The 23,356-nt window shown below is 46.9% G+C and carries 14 protein-coding genes; 7 read left to right on the top strand and 7 right to left on the bottom strand.

The window, feature by feature from the left end; translation table 11 throughout:
* Nucleotides 1–2: 2 nt before the first annotated feature.
* The 5 genes from rbbA to ACMCM8_RS17150 form a co-directional block, all read right to left on the bottom strand.
* The gene (gene rbbA / locus ACMCM8_RS17170; protein ID WP_412723849.1) at nucleotides 3–2,738 is read right to left on the bottom strand and encodes a ribosome-associated ATPase/putative transporter RbbA; all 2,736 of its coding nucleotides are present in this window, start codon (nucleotides 2,736–2,738) and stop codon (nucleotides 3–5) included.
* The gene (locus ACMCM8_RS17165; RefSeq protein ID WP_412723847.1) at nucleotides 2,735–3,790 is read right to left on the bottom strand and encodes an HlyD family secretion protein; all 1,056 of its coding nucleotides are present in this window, start codon (nucleotides 3,788–3,790) and stop codon (nucleotides 2,735–2,737) included. The genes rbbA and ACMCM8_RS17165 overlap by 4 nt, the downstream gene beginning before the upstream one ends.
* 145 nt (nucleotides 3,791–3,935) lie before the next feature.
* Nucleotides 3,936–5,741, bottom strand: coding sequence for a GGDEF domain-containing protein (locus ACMCM8_RS17160; RefSeq protein WP_412723845.1), 1,806 nt, complete (start codon nucleotides 5,739–5,741; stop codon nucleotides 3,936–3,938).
* A 426-nt stretch (nucleotides 5,742–6,167) separates the two neighbouring features.
* Entirely contained in the window at nucleotides 6,168–7,349 is a 1,182-nt protein-coding gene (locus ACMCM8_RS17155; protein WP_412723843.1) for an acetyl-CoA C-acyltransferase, read from the bottom strand.
* Nucleotides 7,346–8,266 (bottom strand): SDR family NAD(P)-dependent oxidoreductase, encoded by a 921-nt coding sequence (locus ACMCM8_RS17150; RefSeq protein WP_412723841.1) that lies wholly within the window; start codon nucleotides 8,264–8,266, stop codon nucleotides 7,346–7,348. The genes ACMCM8_RS17155 and ACMCM8_RS17150 overlap by 4 nt, the downstream gene beginning before the upstream one ends.
* 187 nt (nucleotides 8,267–8,453) lie before the next feature.
* Here ACMCM8_RS17150 and ACMCM8_RS17145 point away from each other — a divergent pair, with 187 nt between their 5' ends.
* The 7 genes from ACMCM8_RS17145 to ACMCM8_RS17115 all read left to right on the top strand — a co-directional run bounded on the left by ACMCM8_RS17145 (nucleotide 8,454) and on the right by ACMCM8_RS17115 (nucleotide 20,135).
* A complete protein-coding gene (locus tag ACMCM8_RS17145; protein ID WP_412723839.1) occupies nucleotides 8,454–10,598 on the top strand; it encodes a TonB-dependent receptor in 2,145 nt (714 codons plus the stop codon).
* A gap of 53 nt (nucleotides 10,599–10,651) precedes the next feature.
* Entirely contained in the window at nucleotides 10,652–12,226 is a 1,575-nt protein-coding gene (locus ACMCM8_RS17140) for an AMP-binding protein (protein ID WP_412723837.1), read from the top strand.
* 93 nt (nucleotides 12,227–12,319) lie between these two features.
* Nucleotides 12,320–12,985, top strand: coding sequence for a TetR/AcrR family transcriptional regulator (locus tag ACMCM8_RS17135; protein WP_412723835.1), 666 nt, complete (start codon nucleotides 12,320–12,322; stop codon nucleotides 12,983–12,985).
* Nucleotides 12,986–13,254: 269 nt separating this feature from the next.
* A complete protein-coding gene (locus ACMCM8_RS17130) occupies nucleotides 13,255–16,305 on the top strand; it encodes a TonB-dependent receptor domain-containing protein (RefSeq protein ID WP_412723833.1) in 3,051 nt (1,016 codons plus the stop codon).
* A gap of 66 nt (nucleotides 16,306–16,371) precedes the next feature.
* The gene (locus ACMCM8_RS17125) at nucleotides 16,372–18,288 is read left to right on the top strand and encodes a DUF3604 domain-containing protein (RefSeq protein WP_412723831.1); all 1,917 of its coding nucleotides are present in this window, start codon (nucleotides 16,372–16,374) and stop codon (nucleotides 18,286–18,288) included.
* On the top strand, nucleotides 18,285–19,151 hold the full coding sequence (locus tag ACMCM8_RS17120) for a peptidyl-prolyl cis-trans isomerase (protein WP_412723829.1): 867 nt from the start codon (nucleotides 18,285–18,287) through the stop codon (nucleotides 19,149–19,151). Before ACMCM8_RS17125 ends, ACMCM8_RS17120 begins: the two co-directional genes overlap by 4 nt.
* A 3-nt stretch (nucleotides 19,152–19,154) precedes the next feature.
* Nucleotides 19,155–20,135 carry a HupE/UreJ family protein gene (locus ACMCM8_RS17115; protein ID WP_412723827.1) on the top strand — a complete coding sequence of 327 codons (981 nt, stop codon included), beginning with the start codon at nucleotides 19,155–19,157 and terminating at the stop codon, nucleotides 20,133–20,135.
* 66 nt (nucleotides 20,136–20,201) lie between these two features.
* Here ACMCM8_RS17115 and ACMCM8_RS17110 read toward each other — a convergent pair whose 3' ends face one another.
* Both ACMCM8_RS17110 and ACMCM8_RS17105 read right to left on the bottom strand, forming a co-directional pair.
* On the bottom strand, nucleotides 20,202–21,938 hold the full coding sequence (locus tag ACMCM8_RS17110) for a carboxylesterase/lipase family protein (protein WP_412723825.1): 1,737 nt from the start codon (nucleotides 21,936–21,938) through the stop codon (nucleotides 20,202–20,204).
* Nucleotides 21,935–23,251, bottom strand: a complete 1,317-nt coding sequence (locus ACMCM8_RS17105) for a spinster family MFS transporter (RefSeq protein ID WP_412723823.1) — start codon at nucleotides 23,249–23,251, stop codon at nucleotides 21,935–21,937. The genes ACMCM8_RS17110 and ACMCM8_RS17105 overlap by 4 nt, the downstream gene beginning before the upstream one ends.
* Between the last annotated feature and the right edge of the window lie 105 nt (nucleotides 23,252–23,356).

Below are 23,356 nucleotides of genomic sequence, written 5' to 3'. Positions count from 1 at the left end.
GGCTAGCGCTCCTGCTTGTTCAACAGTATGGTCGCAAGCCACAAGGTGATCGGAATAGAAACCGCTATGGCATAAATCGTAAAGTCTAAGGTGCTAAAACCCAAACCTTTGCTAAAAATCCCCCGACTGGCTAACAAAAAGTAGCTTACTGGATGCCCTTCGCCAATAATGCGCCCCGCCCCTTCCAATGCAGAAACAGGGGTGATCATACCTGCAAACTGCACCGCTGGTACCATTGTCCCTATGGTAGTGAGCAAGATGGCGGCAATTTGGCTATTGGTGAAAACGGAAGCAAGAAGCCCAAAACTGGTAGAAAAAATAACAAACAGCAAACCAATCACACACAATGCAACCGCATCGCCTTTCAAGGGTACCTTAAATAACCACACCGTCATGGCGACCAGCAGTAGAAAGCTGATAAAAGACGCCACCACATAAGGGCATTGTTTGCCTAACAGAAACTCCAGTTTAGTGACCGGTGTAACATATAAATTAATGATAGAGCCCAGCTCTTTTTCTCGCACCACGGCCAAAGACGTCAACAGTGCGGGTATCATTAATAACAACATGGGTATAACCGCAGGCACGATGGCAACCAAGCTTCGGATATCCGGGTTGTATAAGTATCGCGACGCAATATTAATATGGCTGGTTATTTGTGTATAGTTAGTTTGCGCAGCTTGCTGAGCTAACCAATTCACGTGAATACCTGTCATATAACCTTCAATGGTTTCAGCCCGCGAAGGCATAGAGCCGTCAATCCAAGCCCCAACTTCCGCTTTTTCCCCTCTGTGGATCATTTGCCCAAATTCAGGGGGGATTTCTATTGCTAGCGAAATTTCACCATTTTTCATGCGCCTGTCCATATCTTCATAACTGGTGATAGGCGATTTTTCCACAAAATATCGCGAGCCTGACAAAGCATTGCGATAGTTAATGCTCATCGCCGAGTGGTCGCGATCGAAAACGGCGTATTGGAGATCTTCAACATCCATGGTTATTCCCAGTCCAATCACGACCATCAGTACCATGCTGCCCAAAAACGACATGGTGAGTCGAATGGGGTCGCGTATTAACTCCAGGGTTTCTCTTGAGGCATAACTGAACAAACGCTGTAATCGTTTTGCACTGTGTTTGGGCTTTGGGGTCTTATTAATCACTAATTTGTTGTTATCAGATGCAGAAGGTAACTGAGTCTCTGGCGCGTCTGGCTCCTGCGCCTCTATCAAATAGGCTATAAACGCTTCTTCTAAGGTCGAGCTTGATTTACTTTCCTTTATCGCATCAGGCGTATCCGTCACTAACACTTTTCCCGCGTGCATTAAAGAAATACGGTCACAGCGGGCAGCCTCGTTCATGAAATGCGTAGAAATAAAAATGGTTACTCCATCATGACGAGCCAGCGAAATGAGTAAGCGCCAAAAATTATCACGGGCAATGGGGTCGACCCCTGAGGTCGGCTCATCCAAAATAAGTACTTCTGGTTTGTGTACCATTGCCACCGCCAAAGACAAGCGTTGACGAATTCCTAATGGCAAAGCGTTGGGTAAGCTGTCTTGGTGATGTCCAAGCGAAAATCGTTTTAGCATCGCTTCAACTCGCGACTCGACCTGTTGCTTGGGCACGTTGAACAGACGCGCGTGTAAGGTCAGATTCTGCCGAACGGTAAGCTCAGTATAAAGTGAGAAGCTTTGTGACATATAGCCCACGCGGTAACGGGTGGTAAAGTCATTTGTTCCCAACGGCGTACCGAGTAACCACGCCTCTCCCGACGTTTGTGGTAATAAACCCGTCAGCATTTTCATGGTAGTGGACTTGCCACAACCGTTTGACCCGAGAAAACCAAAAATCTCCCCTTTTTCGATGGCAAAACTGACGTCATCAACAGCCACAAAATCACCGAATTTCATGGTCAGATTTTTCGCTTTAATTGCTGTTGAACTCTTGGTAGAAGCCGGATGAGTAACCTCTTCAAAGTTATAATGCTGCTGTTTTATTTCATCGGGCAGCAAGGCAATAAAAGCTTCCTCAAGATTATCTGATTGCGTTTTCGCAAGTAACGACGCTGGAGTACCTTCTGCTAATACTTTACCTGCGTTAAGGGCGAGAAGATGATCGAACTGTTGCGCCTCATCCATATAAGCGGTTGCCACCACCACTGTGATGTCAGGGGTCGCAGAACGGATATCGCTTATCAATGACCAGAACTGGCTGCGGGCTAGCGGATCTACACCAGTGGTAGGCTCGTCGAGTATGAGTAAACGGGGATCATGGATGAGCGCACAGCACAAGCCTAGTTTCTGTTTCATCCCTCCTGAAAGCTTGCCCACAGGTCGGGATAAAAACGGATAAAGCCCGGTACGTCGAGTCAGGGTATCAATTCGTGCACGGCGTGCAGCGCGGTTGTGCCCAAATAGCTTTGCAAAAAATTGTAAGTTTTCTTCTACTGATAAGGTGGGATAGAGATTTTTGCCTAACCCTTGCGGCATATAAGCAATATCAGCACAAATAGCATTGCGGTGCTTTTTGCGACGCATGTCACCGCCAAGTACTTGTAGCTGCCCTTCTTGTATTACCCGTTCGCCTGCAATCAACGATAACAACGTTGACTTTCCTACTCCATCTGGGCCAATAACACCAAGTGTGACACCGGTCGGCACCGACAGTGATATATCATCGATGGCCGTGGTTTCTTTGTAGCGAATGGTAAGGTTTTGGCACTCAATGATATTACTCATTGCACAACTAGCTCAGGTAAATCGTCCGGCCATTGCGCTTCGTCGTTAAGCTTCACCCACACCACACCCGGCAAACCGGTTTTCACTTTATCGATGTGTTGTTTAAGCAGTGAAACTGGAATGGTGGCTTTCACTCGAAACATTAGCTTTTCTCGCTCACTTTGCGTTTCCACCGAACGGGGGGTAAATTGCGCGACATCGGCCACGTAGGATATCGAGGCAGGAATTGAAACATGCGGCGCGGCATCGAGAACGATACGCGCTTCACTCCCCATTGAAAGCCTGCCAACCTGAGAAGCGGGTAAAAAGAAGGTCATATAAACATTGGTCAGATCGACCAAGCTCAGAATGCGTCCCCCAGCGCCAATCACTTCACCCGGCTCTGCCACTCGATACTGAATTCGACCACTTCGGGGCGCTTTTAAAATCATGTCATCCATTTCAGAACTAATTTGAGCAATAGTGGCATCTGCTGCACTGACTGCAGCTTGGGAGGAATAATATTGCGCGCGAGTGGCTTCAATCGTGGCATCCGCAGCCGTCAGACGCGCCTTTGCCGCATTCACCGCCGCTTTGGTACTTTCTACTGAGGTTAAATTGTCTTCTGCAAGTTGCTGTGACACCGCGCCGGTTTTAGCAAGCTCACTGGTTCGTGCGGCGTGAGCTTTTGCGGCTTTAAGCTCGGCTTGCGTTTGCAACAACGCAGCGTTAAGTGCCGCCTTTTCACTTTCTCGCTGAGCGATAGCCATCTTAGCCGCTTCTACCGCACTGAGCGCTTGTTGACGTTGCGCTTTGGCCTGTTGAAGTTGACTATTTATGGTGGTGGTATCCAACTTGGCAACGATGTCCCCAGCGTTAACCAACTCTCCCTCACCCACATAGATCTCTTCAATGCGGCCAGCAATTTTCGCAGCAATACCTATTTCTGTTGCTTCAATCCTGCCATTGCCTGACACCACATCGCCAACTTCGTCTTCGTTAAACAACGCGTTTAACACAAAACCCACCACCACAAGGAATAAAATAGATAATATAAACGGTGTTTTTTTCACAGCGACACTCCCTGTGTGATCTTCAGTAATGAATTTAATATGAACGTTAAGTATAGAGCCTTAGGTTTTTCGATCTTTGCGGTAAATCAACCGGTCTAAACAAAAACACGGAAAACACTACAGCGAAAGGCTGTAGCATGCAGTTTTAATATTGTATTTGAGGGTTTAGCCCTTCCTCTGTCACGTATTCTCTTACGTGATTTCTACCATCAGACTTCGCGTTGTATAAGGCAATATCAGCCTGTTTGTAAAACTTATCATAGTTAGCACAATCCATAGTGCCGCTAGCCACCCCAATGCTGACGGTAACCGAGCTTCGACTTTTAAACACCTGCTTTTCCACTGTTTTTCGTATCCGTTCTGCAAACTCAAGTGACGCATCATCGGTTGTGTTAAACAGTAAAATAACAAATTCTTCTCCGCCAATACGAGCCACTATATCGTCTTTTCGGCATAGCGATTTAAGCATATTGGCTAACCCGATCAGTACTTCATCTCCCGTATCGTGGCCGTAGCTATCGTTCAACTCTTTAAAGTGATCAACGTCGATTAACAGAAACGCTGTACTTATTGACTCTCCTTGCATACTGGCTAGTTTGCGATCTAGGTAACGGCGATTCCCTATACCCGTAAGGGGGTCGGTTTCTGATTCAATCACCAATGACTCGTTGGTTTGTTCAAGCCTCATCAGCTTTTGCTGCCGTAGTCGCAGTGATAAAAATAACACTAAGCAAATTAATGAAATGACGACAGAGGTAAACAAAAACAAAGATGAATGCTGAGCCTCTCGTTCCCTTTGCAATAAAGTCTCTTGTAGGTCGATTAAATCGCGTTCAGCTTGAAGCTGCCCTTCTAGCTTTTTGATAATGCCAGCCTGAGTAACAGGCTGTATTTTGTTTCTGCGCGCAATGTATTCAGCCTGAGTAGTTGCTGCATCTTGAAAATAGCCTAGTTTGAGCTCGAGCTTTGCCAAATTTTCATAAAGTTCGATTTCACTTTCCACTGACGTTTTATTTTTGACTTCAACAATGCCCTGACGGTACAAGCTTAGCGCTTCACCATACTCCTCATCATTGGTATACAGCTTCGCAAGCCCCAAATAAGCAGACGCTAATGCTTGGGGGTAGGCGCCTGCACGCGTATCGGTAATAACGTGGTTGTACATTTCCTTAGCATCGTCGTGTAAGCCCAGCGCCTGAAATACATGGGCCAAATTCACGCTAGCTTCACTATAGGTAAAATCGTATATCGCGTCTTCATTGGCCAACACAGTTTCAAAAAGTCGCCTAGCTTCTTCAAACTTTTGCATTTTTAGGTAAGACACACCCAGCCCTACCATCACATTCATTTCCTTGTCGAAATTATTGGCACGTCGAAATAACGCGGCAGAGCGCAGAAAATAGCTTTCTGCTTCTTCAAAATCCCCTTGTGATATTAATACGTTGCCCAGGTTGTTATATACCATAGCAAGATCGGTAATGATGTTGCTTTGTTTGGCATAGCGAATTGCTTCAATATAAAACCTTACCGCATTATCAAAGTCGAGTGTGAGTTCGTAATAGACACCTAGTGAACGGTGTGTAATGGAAAGTAGATGAGGATCGAGCGTCGACTTTGCAGCACTGATTGACTTGGTGAGATTAGTGAACGCCTCATTGTTTTCACCTTGATATATGCTGGCCATGCCCAATAACCATAAAGTACGCGTACGGCTATAGTCATCTTGTAGCTGAGTACTCAGGGGCAAAGCGTGTAGAGCATACTGCTTGGCGTTTTGTGGTGCTTCGTATAAATACAGTTCAGCCAACTCAAGCAATACCGGAAGCCGTGACGTGTTATCGGCAGTCACGTTGTCGAGTTGAAATTCAAGCGCTTTTATACGCTGTTCGTTAGCATTGGCACCATTCACTGAAAACAGCAAAATGACGACAAGGAATACTCGGACTATCATCTTTTTTGTTACTTCCCATTCTCTTTAAAAGCACCGGAATTGCTTTTAAAAATCAATTGAGTCACGTCAAAAAGTGTTAGCACTTTTTATTATTAATCAAAGCTGCAGCCCAGTTTCATTACATTGTATGAATTAAAAAGCTGAGCACATGGTTAAATAATAAGCATCAAAAGGTACAACCAGTCAAATAGTTCTTTTAATTAAACAGTAATTTATTCGCGATAACTTATATCAGCTTGGCACAATTCAAAGTATCTTTAGACGGTTCTAAGGGAGCATTCTTAACGTTAGGCGGCGCGTGTCGCCCCCTAAAATTTACGCGACGAGACTGACCAGTAAGACGATTTTTCAGAGTTTCACAAGTAAGCATTAACACCATTTGGTGCAGGTAGACAAGGACTCTACCTGCATGTAGCCAATAGCCCTTTACAACACTTCAAATAGACCAGCGGCTCCCATTCCACCGCCAACGCACATGGTCACGACCACATGCTTCACGTTGCGTCTTTTTCCCTCTAATAACGCATGTCCCACCATTCGGGCACCTGACATTCCATAAGGGTGACCTATTGAAATAGCCCCACCGTTAACGTTCATTTTATTTCCGTCAATGCCGAGTTTATCCCTGCAGTAAATCACTTGTACGGCAAATGCTTCATTCAATTCCCACAAGCCAATGTCGTCTATGGTGAGGCCAAAGCGTTTCAGTAGTTTGGGAATAGCGTAAACGGGCCCAATACCCATTTCATCTGGTTCACACCCCGCCACCGCTACACCGCGATAAATACCTAAGGGTGTGGCATGAGATTTAGCCGCCACTTTATCGTCTACCACAACCAGTGCCGCCGCGCCGTCAGACAGTTGACTAGCGTTACCGGCTGTAATACTGCCTCCCTCAAATACTGGTCTTAGCGAGGCTAGTCCGTCTAGCGTTGTGTCGGGCCGGTTGCCTTCATCCAATCCCAGTGTCCTGTCAACCGCTTGCGTCGTGTTAGTCGTCTTGTCGAATACTTTCTGACTGATATCTATTGGCGCAATTTCACTTTCAAATAATCCGGCCTGCTGTGCGAGTGCAGTGCGTTTTTGGCTTTCAAGGGCATATTCGTCTTGTGCTTCTCGACTTATTTTATAGCGCGTTGCTACGGTTTCCGCCGTTTCTAACATCGACATATAAATGGCAGGGTGTAACTGCTGAAGTCGTTCATCATGTTGGCGAAAGGTGTTCATATGTTCGTTTTGCACAAGTGATATGGATTCTACTCCACCTGCAATTGCCACAGGTACTTTGTCGTGAACCACTTGTTTGGCCGCAGTGGCAACAGCAAATAACCCCGAAGCACATTGTCTGTCCAGGCTCATCCCACTCACCGTAACCGGGAGCCCAGATGCTAATGCTGATTGTCGCGCGACGTTATACGACGCACTGCCTTGTTGCATGGCACAGCCTAATACAACATCGTCCACCTCGATATGTTGAATTCCCGCTCTTAACCATGCGTGCTTAATAGCGTGTGCTGCAAGTTGGGTGGGTTGGGTATCGTTAAGCGCCCCACGGTACGCCTTACCAATTGGAGTGCGTGCGGTAGCAAGTATAATGGCATCACTCATTGCTTAGCTCTCTTTTGATATTCCACCGCTTTACCAACAAACTTAACCGTTTGATCATTTCCCTCTTTAAACTGTTGTTGATTTGAAGTGTCGAGGATTGTCGTTAAATTACGCGCTACATTTTCAGGCGTCTGCTGCTCTGGTGGTAGATAAATACCTTGCGTTTCGAAAATTCCTGCCGACGCATAACCTCCCGCCCCGGCAGCTAAAATGAATTTAGAAGGGGAGTGCTCACTGGCTAAAAAGAGCAAACCCGCCGTAACACTTTCCACGGTAAGCACCTGATTTGCCTGTTCATCAACGAGGTCTGACAACATACGCGTCGCTGCACAGGGTGAAATTGCATTCACTTTGATGTTGTATTTAGCGCCTTCAATTGCCAATACGTTCATCAAACCGACCTGCCCCATCTTGGCGGCACCATAATTCGCCTGCCCAAAATTGCCGTATAGTCCTGAAGAGGACGTGGTCATCACAATTGTGCCACCACCTTGTGTTTTCATTGCTTCCCATACCGCTTTACTGCAATTCTTGGCACCCATCAAATGAACATCCACGACCAGCTTAAAATCGTCATCGGTCACTTTTGCAAAGCTTTTGTCGCGCAAAATCCCCGCGTTGTTGATCAGAATATCCACCCGCCCCCACGTTTGCAGTGCTTGCCTTACCATCGCGTCCACTTCCAATACGTTGGTCACGTTCGCCCCATTGGCAATTGCATCGCCTCCGTTTGCCTTAATTTCTGCAACCACTTTTTCTGCAGCAGAAAGACTGGAGCCTGATCCATCGACGCGCCCACCTAAGTCGTTCACCACAACCTTGGCACCTCTCGCGGCAAGAGCCAACGCATGAGAGCGCCCCAAGCCATTTCCTGCCCCGGTCACAATTGCGACCTTCCCGTCAAAACGTATATCCATAGCGAAACCTCCGGCATTTTTATTTTTTGCAAACTCAACCGAGTACAAGTGATTAACTAAAAAACCAACATATTCTCATGTTACATAATATTAATTATAATGTGAATAAATATTGACTCTCTGTAAAATGAAAGTAAAGTGATTAAAGTCTAAGCACGTACCTGGACGTGTCGGCAGGGAGATAACAATGAAAAACACAGTTAACAATAGAGGTTTGCAGCTAACGCTTATTGCCGCAGCTGTAAGTTTTCAAGTCGCCGCACAGACATCGGCGAACGATGAAAAAAATGAACTAGAAGTAATTGAAATAAAAGCAGAAAGACGTGTAGTTAATTTGCAAAAATCACCGCTGGCAGCGTCTGTACTAAGTGGTGACGAACTTAAAGACCGGGGTGTCAATGCAGTGGATCAACTGCAATTTGTTACCCCTTCTGCCACGGTGAATAACTTTGGCCAAGGGATCGACTTTAATATTCGAGGAGTAGGTAAAGCCGAGCACAATACTCAAACCACCACGGGCGTGATCACCTACCGCGACGGCGTGGCTACCTTTCCTGGATACTTTACCGCCGAGCCCTATTACGACATAGAGCGAGTAGAAATACTGCGCGGGCCACAAGGCACATTTGCAGGCCAAAATGCCACGGGTGGCGCGGTATTCGTCACTTCAAACAGCCCAATTGTTGATGGTGGTTACGAAGGCTACATCAGTGGTCAGTTAGGCAATTACAACAATCAAGGTCTACAAGGTGCTTTAAATTTGCCAGTGAATGATGAATTCGCAGCGCGAATTGCTTTCAATCTGGGAAAACGCGACAGCTTTTACGACATTGAAGGGCCATATACCGGTGATGAAGGAGTAGAGACAGCCAGCGCCCGAATCGGCTTAAAATGGCAACCAAGCGAAGCACTGTCGATACTGTTTAAGACGGATTTAAATTATTTAGATTTAAGTGGCTACCCCGCCGACCCTGTTTCGGGTGACAACGATCCCTTTCACATTAGTGCCAACGCTCATATTGCTGGTATAGATAGGTTTATGCGCTCTGTACTTCAAATTGATTATGAGTTTTCAAACGGTACTGTATTGCGTTCAGTTTCTGGCTATCAGCAGGGTAATACTGTATTTGAAACCGATCTAGACGGTACACAATTTGGTGTTTTTACGTTTAGAGATTCAGTTGATGAAACCATATATTCTCAAGAGATTAACCTTATTTCGCCAGACACTGATGGGCTTCGTTGGATATTAGGCGTGTATGCGCAAAATGATACGTACGACTTTCCTGAAGGCCAATTTATCATTGGGGTGCCAGAGGGAAGCCCTTTTACGGAATACTCACTGTGGGGAACTAATCCCAAGCAAACCCGCGCGGTATTCGGACAAATTAGCTATGACCTCACCAACGCATTAGAACTTCAGGTTGGCACGCGCTACTCAAAAAGCAAAACGACCAATCATATCGATGTGCTTCAGTACGGTACTCCAATTAGTGCCAACCAAACTGCGGAGTTCTCAGACTGGACGGGCAAAATTGCCCTTAATTGGGATATTAGTAGGGATCATTTCTTATACGGCTTTGCTGCCAGTGGCTTTCGTCCAGGAGGACTCAATGTACCTGTAGGATTAGGCATACCCGATCCCTTCGACGCAGAAGAAATCATCAGTTATGAAGCCGGGTGGAAAGGACAATGGTTAAACGGCTATTTACGTACACAACTGACTGCGTTTCATAATGAATATGACAATTTTCAGATAACCGTCGGCTACCCGGATAATCCAGTATTTGGCATAGAACTGAATACCCCGGAAACTACAACTATCACAGGTGTCGAAGCGCAAGTACAAGCCATGATAGGCAATTTTTCATTGAGCATGGGCGTATCCAAGATGCGCAGCGAATTAGGCAAATTCTTCGCGACCGACCCCCGCATTCCAGCCGCTCTCCCCTGTGACCCCAGTGCAGGGCCACAGAGCATTTCGTGTATTGCCCTTGAAGGACGAGATCAAACTTATGCGCCAGATTTCACCTTCAATGCAACTGTGCAATATGAATTCACTTTTGAACAAAGCCGACTTATCCCACGCCTGAACTTTGGCCATGTATCAGAGCAATGGGCGACATTGTTCCAAAATGAAGCGCTAGGGGATCGCATTGGTTCGCGCAACATATTGGGCGGCCAAGTGGCGTGGCATTACCGCGACCTCATTGTGACTGCCTACGGTACCAACCTCACTGATTCCCAGTACGTTGGCGCTATCAACTCAGGGCTGAGATTTATGGGCCCTCCACGGGAATTCGGTCTTCGAATTACCAAAAACTTTTACTAATGGTTTCGCCTCACTGGTGTGAGGCGAGTTTTATCATAGGCGACTTAGAGATTATGCAATCGTTTTCGTTAACCATCGACAAGTTCCTTGAGCACGCATCCAAGTGGGCAGGAGCCCGCGAAATAGTCAGTGTCAGTCATCAAGGAAAACGCATCCACACCCATTATGAGGGACTTTTTCAGCGCAGTAATCAGCTGTCAGGAGCACTACAAAATATCAACCTTCAAAAGGGCGATAGAGTTGCCACTTTAGCGTGGAATACCTTGGACCATCTCGAAATATACTTCGCAACTATGGGATGTGGGATGATTTGTCACACCTTAAACCCAAGATTTAGTGAAGCGCATTTGGCGAGCATCATTAACGAAGCACAGGATAAAGCACTGGCCATCTCACAATCGCTACTTCCTATGCTCAGCGAATTGCTGGCGCAGTGCCCAACTATTGAAACCGTCATCGTGCTCGATCACAACGAAGATACAATTGTGCCAGAGTTGTGCTCTAAAGTGAGCATCTGGCGTCACAACCAGCTGTTAACTACCCATGGAAAAGCCGTTCCTTGGGGAGAGTTTGAAGAAGAAACACCAGCAGGATTGTGTTTTACCTCTGGTACGACAGGCAAGCCAAAGGGCGTGATTTACACGCACCGCTCAAACTACCTTCACACCCTTAGACTTCTACAGGCGGATGCTATTGCACTAAGTGCACACGACACCGTTTTAGTTGCTGTACCTATGTTTCATGCGAACGGCTGGGGTCTCCCCTTTGCCGCGCCTGCCGTAGGTGCAAAGCTGGTGTTACCCGGTAGAAATGCCGATGGAAAAAGCCTTGCCGACTTAATTGAAGCAGAAGGTGTCACCATTGCAGCTGGGGTACAAACAGTGTGGCTCAGCCTAATTGACTATCTCGATGAATCAGGCCGCGACCTACCGACTTTGAAACGCGTTTTAATTGGGGGTTCCAAATGCCCCGACTCACTTATTCAACGATTGGAGTCTAGGTTAGGAGCGCAGATTCAAACTAGCTGGGGAATGACCGAATTATCCCCCTTAGGTACCATCAGCTCGCCTTTAGAGAAGCCAACTGCAGTAAGAAGTGCGGGTAAACCGTTGGCAGGATTGGACTTAAAGCTTACCGATCAACAGGGAAAGACCCTACCAGCTCAACGGGGGCACGTTGGCCATTTGAAAGTGAAAGGTCACAGTGTGGTAAACCAATACTTTAATTCGACAACACCAGATGTTGACGATGAAGGCTATTTTGATACCGGCGATCTGGCCATTATTAACGAAAATGGTGAAATGAGCATATGTGGACGGGCAAAAGATCTAATAAAGTCAGGTGGAGAATGGATAAACCCTTCTGAGATAGAAGAGATTGTAGGGAACTATGACGCAGTCAACCAAGTTGCGGTTATTGGTGTTGCTCACCCCAAATGGGGAGAAAGGCCCGTAATGATTGTGGAAGCTTATGATAGTGCGAACATTTCTCTTGAATCGCTGCAATCGCATTTAAAGGGGAAAATACCCGATTGGTGGATGCCTTCTGAATTAAAGCTAGTCTCAAACATGCCGCTAGCAGCGACGGGAAAAATTGACAAAATTGCCTTACGAGAGCAGTTCAGCTGAATATATTGGGTGCTTACTGGGTGTGAGAGTTGACGTCAGGGAAGAATCCTACTTAAAATCAACTCCTTTCTTTATGAGAACCTGGAACCCGATATGTCAAAACCACCAGAACGTCGACCTCGAAAAAGCAAGGCTGAGCAGCGGGCGGAGAGTATTGAGCTGATTTTAGATGCAGCTGAATATCTTTTTTCACGCAACGGCCTATATGGGGTGACGCTGCGTGATGTTGCCAAGCAAGTAGGTATTCATACCACCTTGGTACATTACTACTTCCAGGACAAGCAGAACCTGTTTGAGGCAGTATTTGCCCGTCGTGCCAGTGTTACCAGTGACCGTCGGTTAGACGCGCTGCAGGCCTATGAGGCAGAAGCTGGCGACAACCCTTCGGTAGAGGGTGCCTTACACGCGTTCTTAGATACGGACTTAGATCTGTACTATGAAGGTGGGGAAAACTGGATGAACTATGCCGCTTTTTGCGCTCGGGTCAGTACCACGCCAGAAGGCGCAGAGCTAATGGATAAACATTTTGACCCTGTTGTACTTAAGCTTGTGGCAATATTAAAGCGCGCCTTACCGGATTATTCTGATGAAGATATTTTTTGGGGCTATCACTTTGTCACCTCCGCGTTAATGAATACATTAGCGCGCACAGGCCGTATTGATAAACTGTCAAACGGGCTCTGTAAGTCAGATGATTTTCCCGCCGTTAAAAAGCGTATTGCCGCGTTTATGGCAGCTGGTTTTACCGCATTGAAATAAATTCACTTAAACAAATTTACTCCATAAAGCCGAGTTCGTCCTCGGCTTTTTCTTGCCCACCTAGTTCTGTTTAACTTCTTTAAACAAAAAGCCGCCCTCCAAAGAATACCATTAACACATTGATATATATTGTTTTTATAATATTTTACTCAAATTAATCCCGTTTCACCAAAAATCTTTTCTCTAAATATAATATTAATACATTGATTAATATTAACTCTCGTGTTAATAAATATTAACACTATATTTACAACGAGAGAGGGCGGTATATGAAACAAAAAAATAAAAATAGCTGGCCTGGCCAACTGATTTACTTGTTTACCAGTGGAATTTTGCTTGTGCCGAATGCACTCGCGCAGGACACTGAAGAAGCTGAACCTGCAGAAGTTGAGTTGATTCAAATCACAGGCTCAAATATTAAAGGGGCAGCGTTAGATGCAGCGTTACCACTTGAAATTTACTATCAGGAAGATCTTGAGAAACAAGGCTCTCCCACGGCATTGGAGTTTGCTAAAAGTCTGACTATTTCTGGCCCGACTACCGGAGAGTCTTATTACTTCGGCGGTCCAGCCCTTACTGGTTCGGTGAACTACAATTTACGAGGAATAGGTGCCGATAAAACGCTCATTTTGTTAAACGGCAGACGCACCAGCCTCAACACCTCAAATATTCCTTCCATTGCGCTAAGCAGAACTGAAATTTTGAAAGATGGAGCCGCGGTAATTTACGGTGCAGATGCCACCGGCGGGGTGGTTAATTTCATAACCCGGCGGGATTTCACTGGTTTAGAAGCTAATGTTCAATACAAAGCAATTGACGGTTCAGACGGTGACTACTCTGTTGCGCTTTTAGGTGGATTCGGTGAAGACACAGTCAACTTTATGTGGTCAGCAGAATATGAGCACCGCTCTCGCTTAAGTACACTAGATAGAGACTTCTCCACTGCGTCATTGGACCCCACCAAAGAAGGCTACAACCCTGCGCCATGGTCAACCCTAACTAATATGGCTGGATGGGTAACACGCGGGGCACTGCCCACCATACCGAGTGCTACTGCTGACGGCGAATGGGGTGCACCTCTGGGTTTAGTTTCTGACTTTACGCCGGAAAGTTGTGCTGCTGTTGGCGGCCGTTACGACAATGCCTATACCTGTGCGTATAACTACATTCCTTTCTATCGCTTAGTAGAAGAACAAGACATATTCCGAGGTTACGCACAATTAAATGCCGAAGTCACCGATACGGTAGATTTCCATATGAATGTGTCTTATGGCCAGGTTTCAGTACCGCAAGTGATGGGCTCTCCCGCCCAGCCGATAATAAGAGGCCCAGCACTGGCACCTGGGTTAATCTACCAGTTCTATGTGCCAATAAGTAACCCTTATGCCGCACAGTTTGCGCAAGAAAATGACCTTACGGGTGTGCAAGGCTTTACGCCAATCACCTATCGTTTAATGGCGCATGGCGGTAACCCGTTCATAGCAGGAGGCGATGGTTATGGTGTGCCTGATGATATTGAAAATCGCGTATGGCGGTTATCAACTGGATTAAGTGGAGAATTGGGCGCATGGGCTGGTGTAGCAGAAGAAGTTGCTTTTGATGCCGCAATCACCTACAACTACGCCTACACCTCGAATACCCATGCCGATACCATCGGGTATCGTTTGCAAGAGGCGCTATATGGTTTTGGTGGTGCCTCGTGTAATGCCCAAGATTTAGATCCTTCCCGATTCGGTACACAAAACCCCGATGCGGCGGGTAAAAATGGGTGTATGTATTGGAATCCTTTTGCTAGCTCGTTTACTGGCAACCCTATGCTAGGTACCACCAACCCCAATTATCGGCCGGGCAGCGAAAATAATGCCGAGTTGGCTAAGTGGTTATTTGATCCCCGTGAAGTTGAAACGATTTCTGATAACCTGACGATTGATCTTGTCTTTAACGGTGGGACAGGGGTTGAGCTACCGGGCGGAGAAATAATGTGGGCCGTTGGTGGACAATATCGAACTTTTAAAACCCGTGAGTCAGTTGACAGCGAGTTTCTTGATGGCAGCATCCCATGCGCCTGGCCAGATTCGTACACCAGTGCCAATGGTGAAGGTAGCCCCAATTTAGAAGCGAACCCAGTCTCTACCACTGATCCTACATTTAGAGGATGTACTCCAGACTCACCGGGACCGTTTGTGCTATTCGCCACCGACCCAGCAGATGCCGCAGATCGCGAACAATATTCATTGTTTCTTGAATGGCAATTACCTATTACCGATGACATCGACTTACAAGCGGCAGCGCGAAAAGAAGAGTTCTCAGGCGGCCTGGGAGCCACGGTATACAAAGTGGCAGGGAAATGGTCTGTTATGGACGGTTTAACACTACGAGGCTCATTTGGCACTAACTATCAAACCCCGCCTATGGGTGTTATTCCTGGTGCCGTTACCGTTGGTGCGCGTACTTATACTGTTGCGGCCAATAACTGGTTAGCGGCTCAATTTGTTACTGATGAAGATTTAGAGCCAGAAACCGCCACTACCTGGAACTTAGGGTTTGTATGGCAAAATCGCGGCTTCGCCTCTAATCATGATTTTAGATTTATCGTCGATTATTTTGATATTGAAACTGAGGATCAGATTGGGGAAGTCGCTGATCCAAACCAAATTGCCAGTTTAGTATTTAATGGAGAAGGCGGCACAATCACCACCTGCGATCCTACCGTTCAACCACTACTCAACCGCGTAGCGTTCAATGACGGCTGTAGTGTGGGAATGAGTGCAATAGGCGCGTTCTCGTCTATCACGACCCAATTTGGCAACGGTCCGGGTCAAACCACCAGCGGCCTAGATATACAAGCGGCTTACTCGCTACCTGTAAGTGAAGGCTTACTATCCATCGATTTGACTGCCACGCGGGTGCTTGAACTTAAAACCGGTTCGACAGAGCTAGATGGTGTTGAAATTACCGCTGGCGATGACCGTTTGGGCACGCTTAACTTTGCCACATTTGCACAGGCAGCCCCTAAATGGCGAGCCAATCTGGGTATCAATTATGGCCTAGATGCCCATAACTACAGATTGGGTGTTAACTACGTGTCGGCAGTCAAAGACGAGCGCCCTGGTATTCAGTATGGCGAGGACGGTGAAAACTGGGTGACTGTCGATTTCACTTATCGATTTGAATACAGTGAAGCAATTACCATCATGGCCACCGGCGCTAACCTGTTAGACCGTGACCCACCGCCCGCTCAGGAAGAGTTTGGTTATGACCCGTGGGTAGCCAATCCATTAGGGCGAACTTTTGAAATAGCCACCAAGTTACGCTTTTAACCCTTGCACCAGGACGTTTACACGTCCTGGTCTCTTATACCCGTCTGGTAAAACCGGAGGTACGTCATGAAACCCTCTCTTTCGAATTGCATTGCATTTAGTGTGTTATTGATAACGGGAAGTGAGCTACTTGGCTGTAAAACAGACACGAAGAGCCCTCCTGGCAAAGTCTCTTATGCTGCCCAAGTAAGACCTCAAAGTGAAAGCAAGATTGTAGAAAACCCGTTAAACAACGCCTACTTTGGCGATTTACACTTACATACGCGAAATTCATTTGATGCCTACATTTTTAATGTAAGGGCGACACCTGACGAGGCATATCGCTTTGCCAAAGGTGAGCCCTTAACGCACTCTGGGGGCTTTAATATGCAATTGCGTTCCGGCCCTTTAGATTTTCTGGCCGTCACCGATCATGCAGAGTATCTGGGCGTACTTCCCGCCATTGATACCCCGGGAACTCAATACGCTAAAGTCCCCTACGCTAAACACTTATTTGCCAGTGACAGAGCGTCTGTTATCAATGCATTTAGCCGATTTGCAAAAAGTATGTCTACCGGGCAAATCATTGAAGAGCTCTCAGACATGTCGGCCACTCGCTCAGCGTGGCAAGAGACCATCAGCTCGGCCCAACATCACAATAACCCGGGCACCTTCACTACATTTATCGGTTATGAGTTCACATCGCTTCCGCAAGTGAGAAACTTACATAGAAATGTAATCTTTGCTTCGGAAAACGTGCCTGCCATGCCCTTTTCAGCTTTGGATTCACAAAACCCGGAAGATTTATGGGATTGGCTGGATAAAGAACGCAGCAAAGGCCGAGATGCATTGGCCATTCCCCACAACAGCAACGGCTCAGACGGAACCATGTTTGAACAAAAAACATGGAGTGGCGACCCCATTGGCGTGGATTACGCCAAACAAAGAGCACGCAACGAACCCCTCGTTGAGATAATTCAGATAAAAGGACAATCTGAAACCATGCCCCTTTTGTCGCCTAACGACGAGTGGGCTGGGTTTGAACTCATGACATCCTATATTGGAACAGTTAAGCCTATCACTCAGTTTGCAGGTGGCTACGTGCGTGACGCGCTAAAAACGGGCTTAAAGATAAACGCCGCAGTGGGACACAACCCTTATGCGATGGGATTTGTGGCCGGCACAGACAGCCACAACGGGGGCGGAACTGCCGAAGAGTTCAATCACTTCTCTAAAGTCGGTGTACTGGATAGCAGCCCAAAACAAAGGGGCTCAGTCGTACCTAACCCCTATACGTCGTGGGAGCAAGCTTATGCAGCAGGTTATATACCACCTCTCTCATCAACGTGGAATTCCGGCGGGCTTACCGGAGTATGGGCAAAGGCGAATACCCGAGACGCTATTTATTCAGCGTTAAAACGCAAGGAAACCTTTGCCACTTCCGGTCCGCGCATTAAAGTGCGCTTTTTTGCAGGTTATGCCTTTGATACTTCGTCATTTACCAGCGAACAGGGCCTTAAAAATGCTTACCAAAACGGCGTGGCGATGGGTGGCGAGTTACCCTCGAAACCTACCTCACCCGAGTTTTTGGTGGCTGCCATACAAGATAGTCATTCTGCGCCCCTGCAGCGTATTCAAATGATAAAAGGATGGCTAGACAAGCAAGGTCATCCTCAAGAACGGGTTTATGACATTGCCTGTGCAGATAACCTGGAACCGGACCCTCAGACACACAGATGCCCGGATAATAACGCAAGCGTAGATATAAAAACCTGTGATTACGACCGTACTACGGGTGCATCAGAGCTGCATACACGCTGGTACGACCCCGACTATCACGACGATAGTCATGCCTTTTACTATGTCAGAGTGCTTGAGAATCCTACCTGTCGATGGTCTACCTGGGATGCAATCAGAGCGGGCAGTGAGCCCAATCCCCGTCTACCTATCACCATTCAAGAGCGTGCGTATACTTCTCCTATTTGGCTGTTGCCTACCTCATGAAATCCTTTCTTAGACGTATCCTAGCCATGGTGTTTGACCCTTTTACACGCTGTTTGCTGTTGGGCGGCTCCATTTTTTGGTTATCTTTTGTATTTAACGGGCCGAGTTATTTATCGCCGGAGCACACCATTCACATATCTCAAGCCAAGATACAACAACTGGGATCCCGCTATCGTCTTCTTGCTGGCGTTGACCCCAGTAACGAAGCGCTTCAACTACTGATAAACGATTATGTAAATGAGGAAATTGCTTATAGAGAAGCGATGGCGCTGGAACTTGAAAAAGACGACACTGTGGTACGCCGCCGACTTCGTCAAAAGCTACTTTTCATTGCCGAAGGAACTGAATCCATTGATGCGCCCGACCAACAGACCCTTCACGACTGGTACTTACAGCATCAATCAAGGTTTGCCGCCAAGGAAACCAGAACTTTTACACAAAAACTGTTCCACAAAAGCCCCTCCTCCGATAAAGCGTGGACTGAAGCTTTACAAGCGCTCGACTACCTAACTACGCACCCTGCTAGTTCACTTGTCACAGAAGCGACGCTGCTACCTGACACAATGCGTATGGCTACCCAGGAACAGGCTTCACAGATATTTGGCAATACCTTAGCACAGGTAATATTTCGCGCCCCTAAAGGCAGTTGGCAAGGCCCATTTGAAAGCCCTTTTGGAGTCCATTTACTATTTATTGAAGAGATACAAGATGCCTATGTACCTGAGTTTGAAAAAGTTGCTGGACAAGTGGAGTCTGACTGGTATTACCGTCAGCGGTTGACGCGTCAGCAGACCTATTTTGAGGAGTTGCGAAAAGGCTATCGCATTACTGTTGACGATATGACCTCTGGTAAAGGAATCTAACCCATGGAACATCTTTATAGGTTCTGGCTAGTAGTTATTTGTTGCTGGTCTGCGCAAATCTCTGCCCACGAAGTACGCCCTGCCTACCTTCAAATTGAACAAGTGGGTAAAGAGACCTATCGCGTTCTTTGGAAGGTACCTGCCAAAGCAGATAAACGCTTGAGCATTGACTATACCCTTCCTACTCTCTGCTGGGATGAAAAAGCGGTGTCGTTTCGCCTTATGGAAGGCGCTTTCGTTACCGAGAGAGACGTACAATGCAGTGCATCTTTGGCCGGTCAACCCCTTACTTTTACAGGGCTAAGCGCATCGCTGACCGACATTTTAGTGCGCTTCTCACATGACAATCAAACCTCTACTTTTCGAGTCACTGGCGACACCCCCACCTTGGTGTTGCCCTTACAACCTAATACCACTGATATTTTAACCACCTATACGCAGTTGGGTATTGAACATATAGTGCTCGGCTTCGATCATCTATTATTCGTATTTTGTTTACTGCTTATCAGTGGCTTTAACCGGGCTATCATAGGCGTTATTACCGCTTTTACAGTGGCCCATTCCGTTACCCTTGTCGCCTCAGCTATGCAATGGGTGTATTTGGCCGTTGCACCTGTTGAAGCCTGTATCGCATTAAGCATTGTTTATACCGCTGCCCGTGCGATTGAATTAAACAACCAAGCCGATTCATCCAAACACCTTTGGGTAAGCGCCTTCTGTTTTGGCTTATTGCATGGGTTTGGATTTGCTGCAGCGTTAGACGACATAGGCCTACCCAGCACAGCTTTAGGGCCTGCACTGCTGTGCTTTAATTTAGGTGTAGAGTTGGGGCAACTGGTGTTTGTTGCTTTGTGCTTTATTGTGCACCGCTTTGTAGTTTCTCACCTTAAGCACCTTACAATGATAAGAAAAATGAGTGCCTATGCTGCTGGCGGCATTGCCAGTTATTGGGTAATACAACGTGTAATATTAATAGCTATCTAGGGGAACGGCGGTAGATGCCATAAATAAATCAGACTGCGAAGGACTCATCGCAGTCTGATATGTTCGCTATTCGCTGTCACTTTGATTGAACAGCTCCAAGCTAATCCATTGAGGATTGCTGGTTAAATTGCTCGCTGAAGTATCGCCAGGCTCTACCTTTTGTAAAACTGGCGACGCTATTCCCACATTCCAGTGCCAGGGCGACTGACCGCTTAACTGGCGTCTTTTTACTGCTTCGTCATGCAGTTCAAACATACCCGGCATAAGATGATGAGAGGCTATGGGTTTCTCGGCAAATCGCATATAGCCTTTATCTTGTGCGTAACTTGGCCAGTTTGCAAAACCGGTAGCCTGAGGTTTACCCGCTGTAGCAAAACTGGCCCAATACTGTGTCATCGCAGTCGATAACGCGTGCTCTTCTTTGGTATTTGGCATTACAGGCCAAAGCGGCGGCGTCTTTTCTGCGGTGCCAAATACATAGGGAATTTCACTGGCGTGAAAAGCGTGTAACCCCATGCTGTTAGCCGCAGGATAGCCGTGATCGAACAAGTACAAATAGGCGTCTTGACCCAACTTGGTTTGTTCAATAGACATCAATTCACTGGTCCAGCCGTACAGGCCATCGCGTACCACCGCAATCACACTTTCTTCCAAATCAGAATGTGGATAAAGTGACAGAAAGTCGTCCGCTAAATCTAAATAACGATTCTCAATCTCCTGAGTATAAAGCTGTGCGTTACTGGGTGCCTGAGGCGCAAGTACGCGCAACGAACGAATTTCTCCGCTGTTAAAGCCAACCAGTAGGGGCACGTTGGCCTGTTTGCCCGCCTTAAAAGTATCGATAATTTGCTCTTCAAACATATCGCCCTCAATGGTAGCAAGGGGAAAGAAGCCAATATCGGAAACTTTCTCGGCCAGTGTTGCACCGTCTATAAGGCGTAAATCCTGAATATTCTTAGCACCTAATTTTGCGCTAATAAACTGCCCTACCGCTTCAGCAGCAAATTGACCATGTACCGGTTTTTTCAAAGCAGGAGCAGACACCATATAGCCACTTTGAACGATGGCTTTATGAAATAAGCCCCGCGCTTTTTCAGTTGCCATAAGGTATAAAACGCTTAGCGCGCCAGCCGACTCCCCAGAAATGGTGACGTTGTTTGGATTACCCCCAAACTGAGAAATATTACTTTGGATCCAGTCTAACGCCGCAATCTGATCCATCACGCCGTAATTGCCCGACACCCCTTTTGACGATTCTTCACTTAATTCAGGGTGGGCTAAATAGCCAAATACCCCTAATCGATAGTTAATCGACACCACAACTACGCCTTGTTCAGCAAGTGCCTTGCCGTCATACATGGGTTCTTTACTGGCGCCTTTTACCAATGCGCCTCCATGGATCCACACGAGTACTGGTGCATCGTTTGCATTTTCGGGCGACCAGATATTTAACGTTAAACAGTCCTCACTTCGAGGGTCGATATTATTAGTATAAATACTCGACACTTTGTTGTCGGGTTGCATACAGGCGTGGCCAAACGCATTGGCGGCCAATACCCCTTCCCATGCTTTAGGGGCCTGCGGTGGTTTCCAGCGTAGCTCGCCCACCGGCGGTGCAGCGTATGGAATACCGCGATACACATTGAGTCCAGCTTCTTTTCGCCCAGTAAGTTTTCCAGATTGAATTTCTACGGTACTGGTTTGTAATTCATGAGTGCCCATATTTGCTGCCTGACATCCTATAATTGAAGTCATTACCAAGGTAAAAGCGCCTGCTAACTTGCCGAATTGTATGGTAGTCATCGTGTTATACCTCGTTGCTCTTGCTTGAGTACTTTTGCCAACCAAAGAAACAACGCTATGGCAATAAAGTAAAATGGTACAAGGCTATATAAAGCCATCTGCAAAGAATTGTCGGGATAGCTGCTTTTGAAAAAGTCACTGGCAAACCCAACAAAAGTAGGACCAAAACCCAGCCCTATCAGATTCATGATTAAAAGTAACAACGCCCCCGACATGACCCGTTGATTGGGGCGTACTTCCTGCTGAACCAGAGTTACCGAAGACGACAAATAAAAATAGTTTAAAAAGCTAGGGCCAACGAGTAATAACGTAGCCAATTGCCAGCTGGGTGCCCACACAAATCCGATATAAAAAGGCACGGCTAGGGCAAGTGATATAGCAGGCAACAGCGCAAAAGCCTGTTTGGCCTTTGGTGTAAACTTGTCAATGAGATACCCTGACGCAAAGATGCCTGCGCTCATGCCTATCCCCACCACAAGCGCGTAATACACCGCGACTTCCTCAAGAGTCATACCCTTTTCACGCATAAGGAACAACGTAGTGAAATTGCCAAGCCCATAAGTAACAAACTGCGTTGCGCCGCTGCCTAGCGCGGCCAGCATAAGTACACGGTGCGTCATAAACATTTTTAACGTATCAGCAAACTTGGCGGCAGATTCAACGCCCCCCTCTGCTACAGCCGGTTTGGAATCTAACCCACCCCGTTCAGGCTCGCGCACAAACAAATACAGCGCCAACGCCGCAAATAGCCCCACGGCACCGAGTACTAAAAAGGCTATACGCCAACTGAAAGCTGCAGCAATAGCAGCGCCAAATGCCACTCCTAGTGCAGCGCCAATAGGCGGGCCAAGGTTGAAAATACCCAACGCCATACCGCGTTTTCCCGGCGGGAAATAATCAGTAATAATGGCGTAAGAAGGGGGTACACCACCTGCTTCACCCACGCCAACCGTCATACGCGCCACGGCTAATTGAGGGAAGGTTTTAGCAAGCCCACAGGCAATGGTAGCGGCACTCCAAATAGTACAGGCTAGCGAGAGCACCTTGACGCGATTACTCTTATCGGCAAACCACCCTACCGGAATAGAAATAAAGCAATAGAACAAGGCAAAATACAACCCGCCAATTAAGCCTAGCTGGCTGTCGGAAATTCCCAGTGAATCCTGAATAGGTTTAGCAAGAATGGAAAGTAGCTGGCGGTCGAGGAAGTTAAGCACATAAATGAAACATAACATACCTAATGCAAACCATGCTCCCGTTTTAGGGGGACTGGCTACAGCAGCGTGGCCAGGCGTTGTGGGCATAACTTTCATAGAGTGATCCTATTAATGCCTGTCGAACAGACGAATAACGTTAAAGACAGGCATCGTAACGACACCGTGTTAGTATTATCATTTTGTTAACATCATAATGCAGAC

The sequence above is a fragment of the Alteromonas sp. D210916BOD_24 genome, from assembly GCF_047159385.1.
Taxonomy (GTDB): Bacteria; Pseudomonadota; Gammaproteobacteria; order Enterobacterales; family Alteromonadaceae; genus Alteromonas.
The sequence above is the reverse complement of the archived record's forward strand: the minus strand, read 5'-3'. Positions and strand labels throughout refer to the sequence as shown.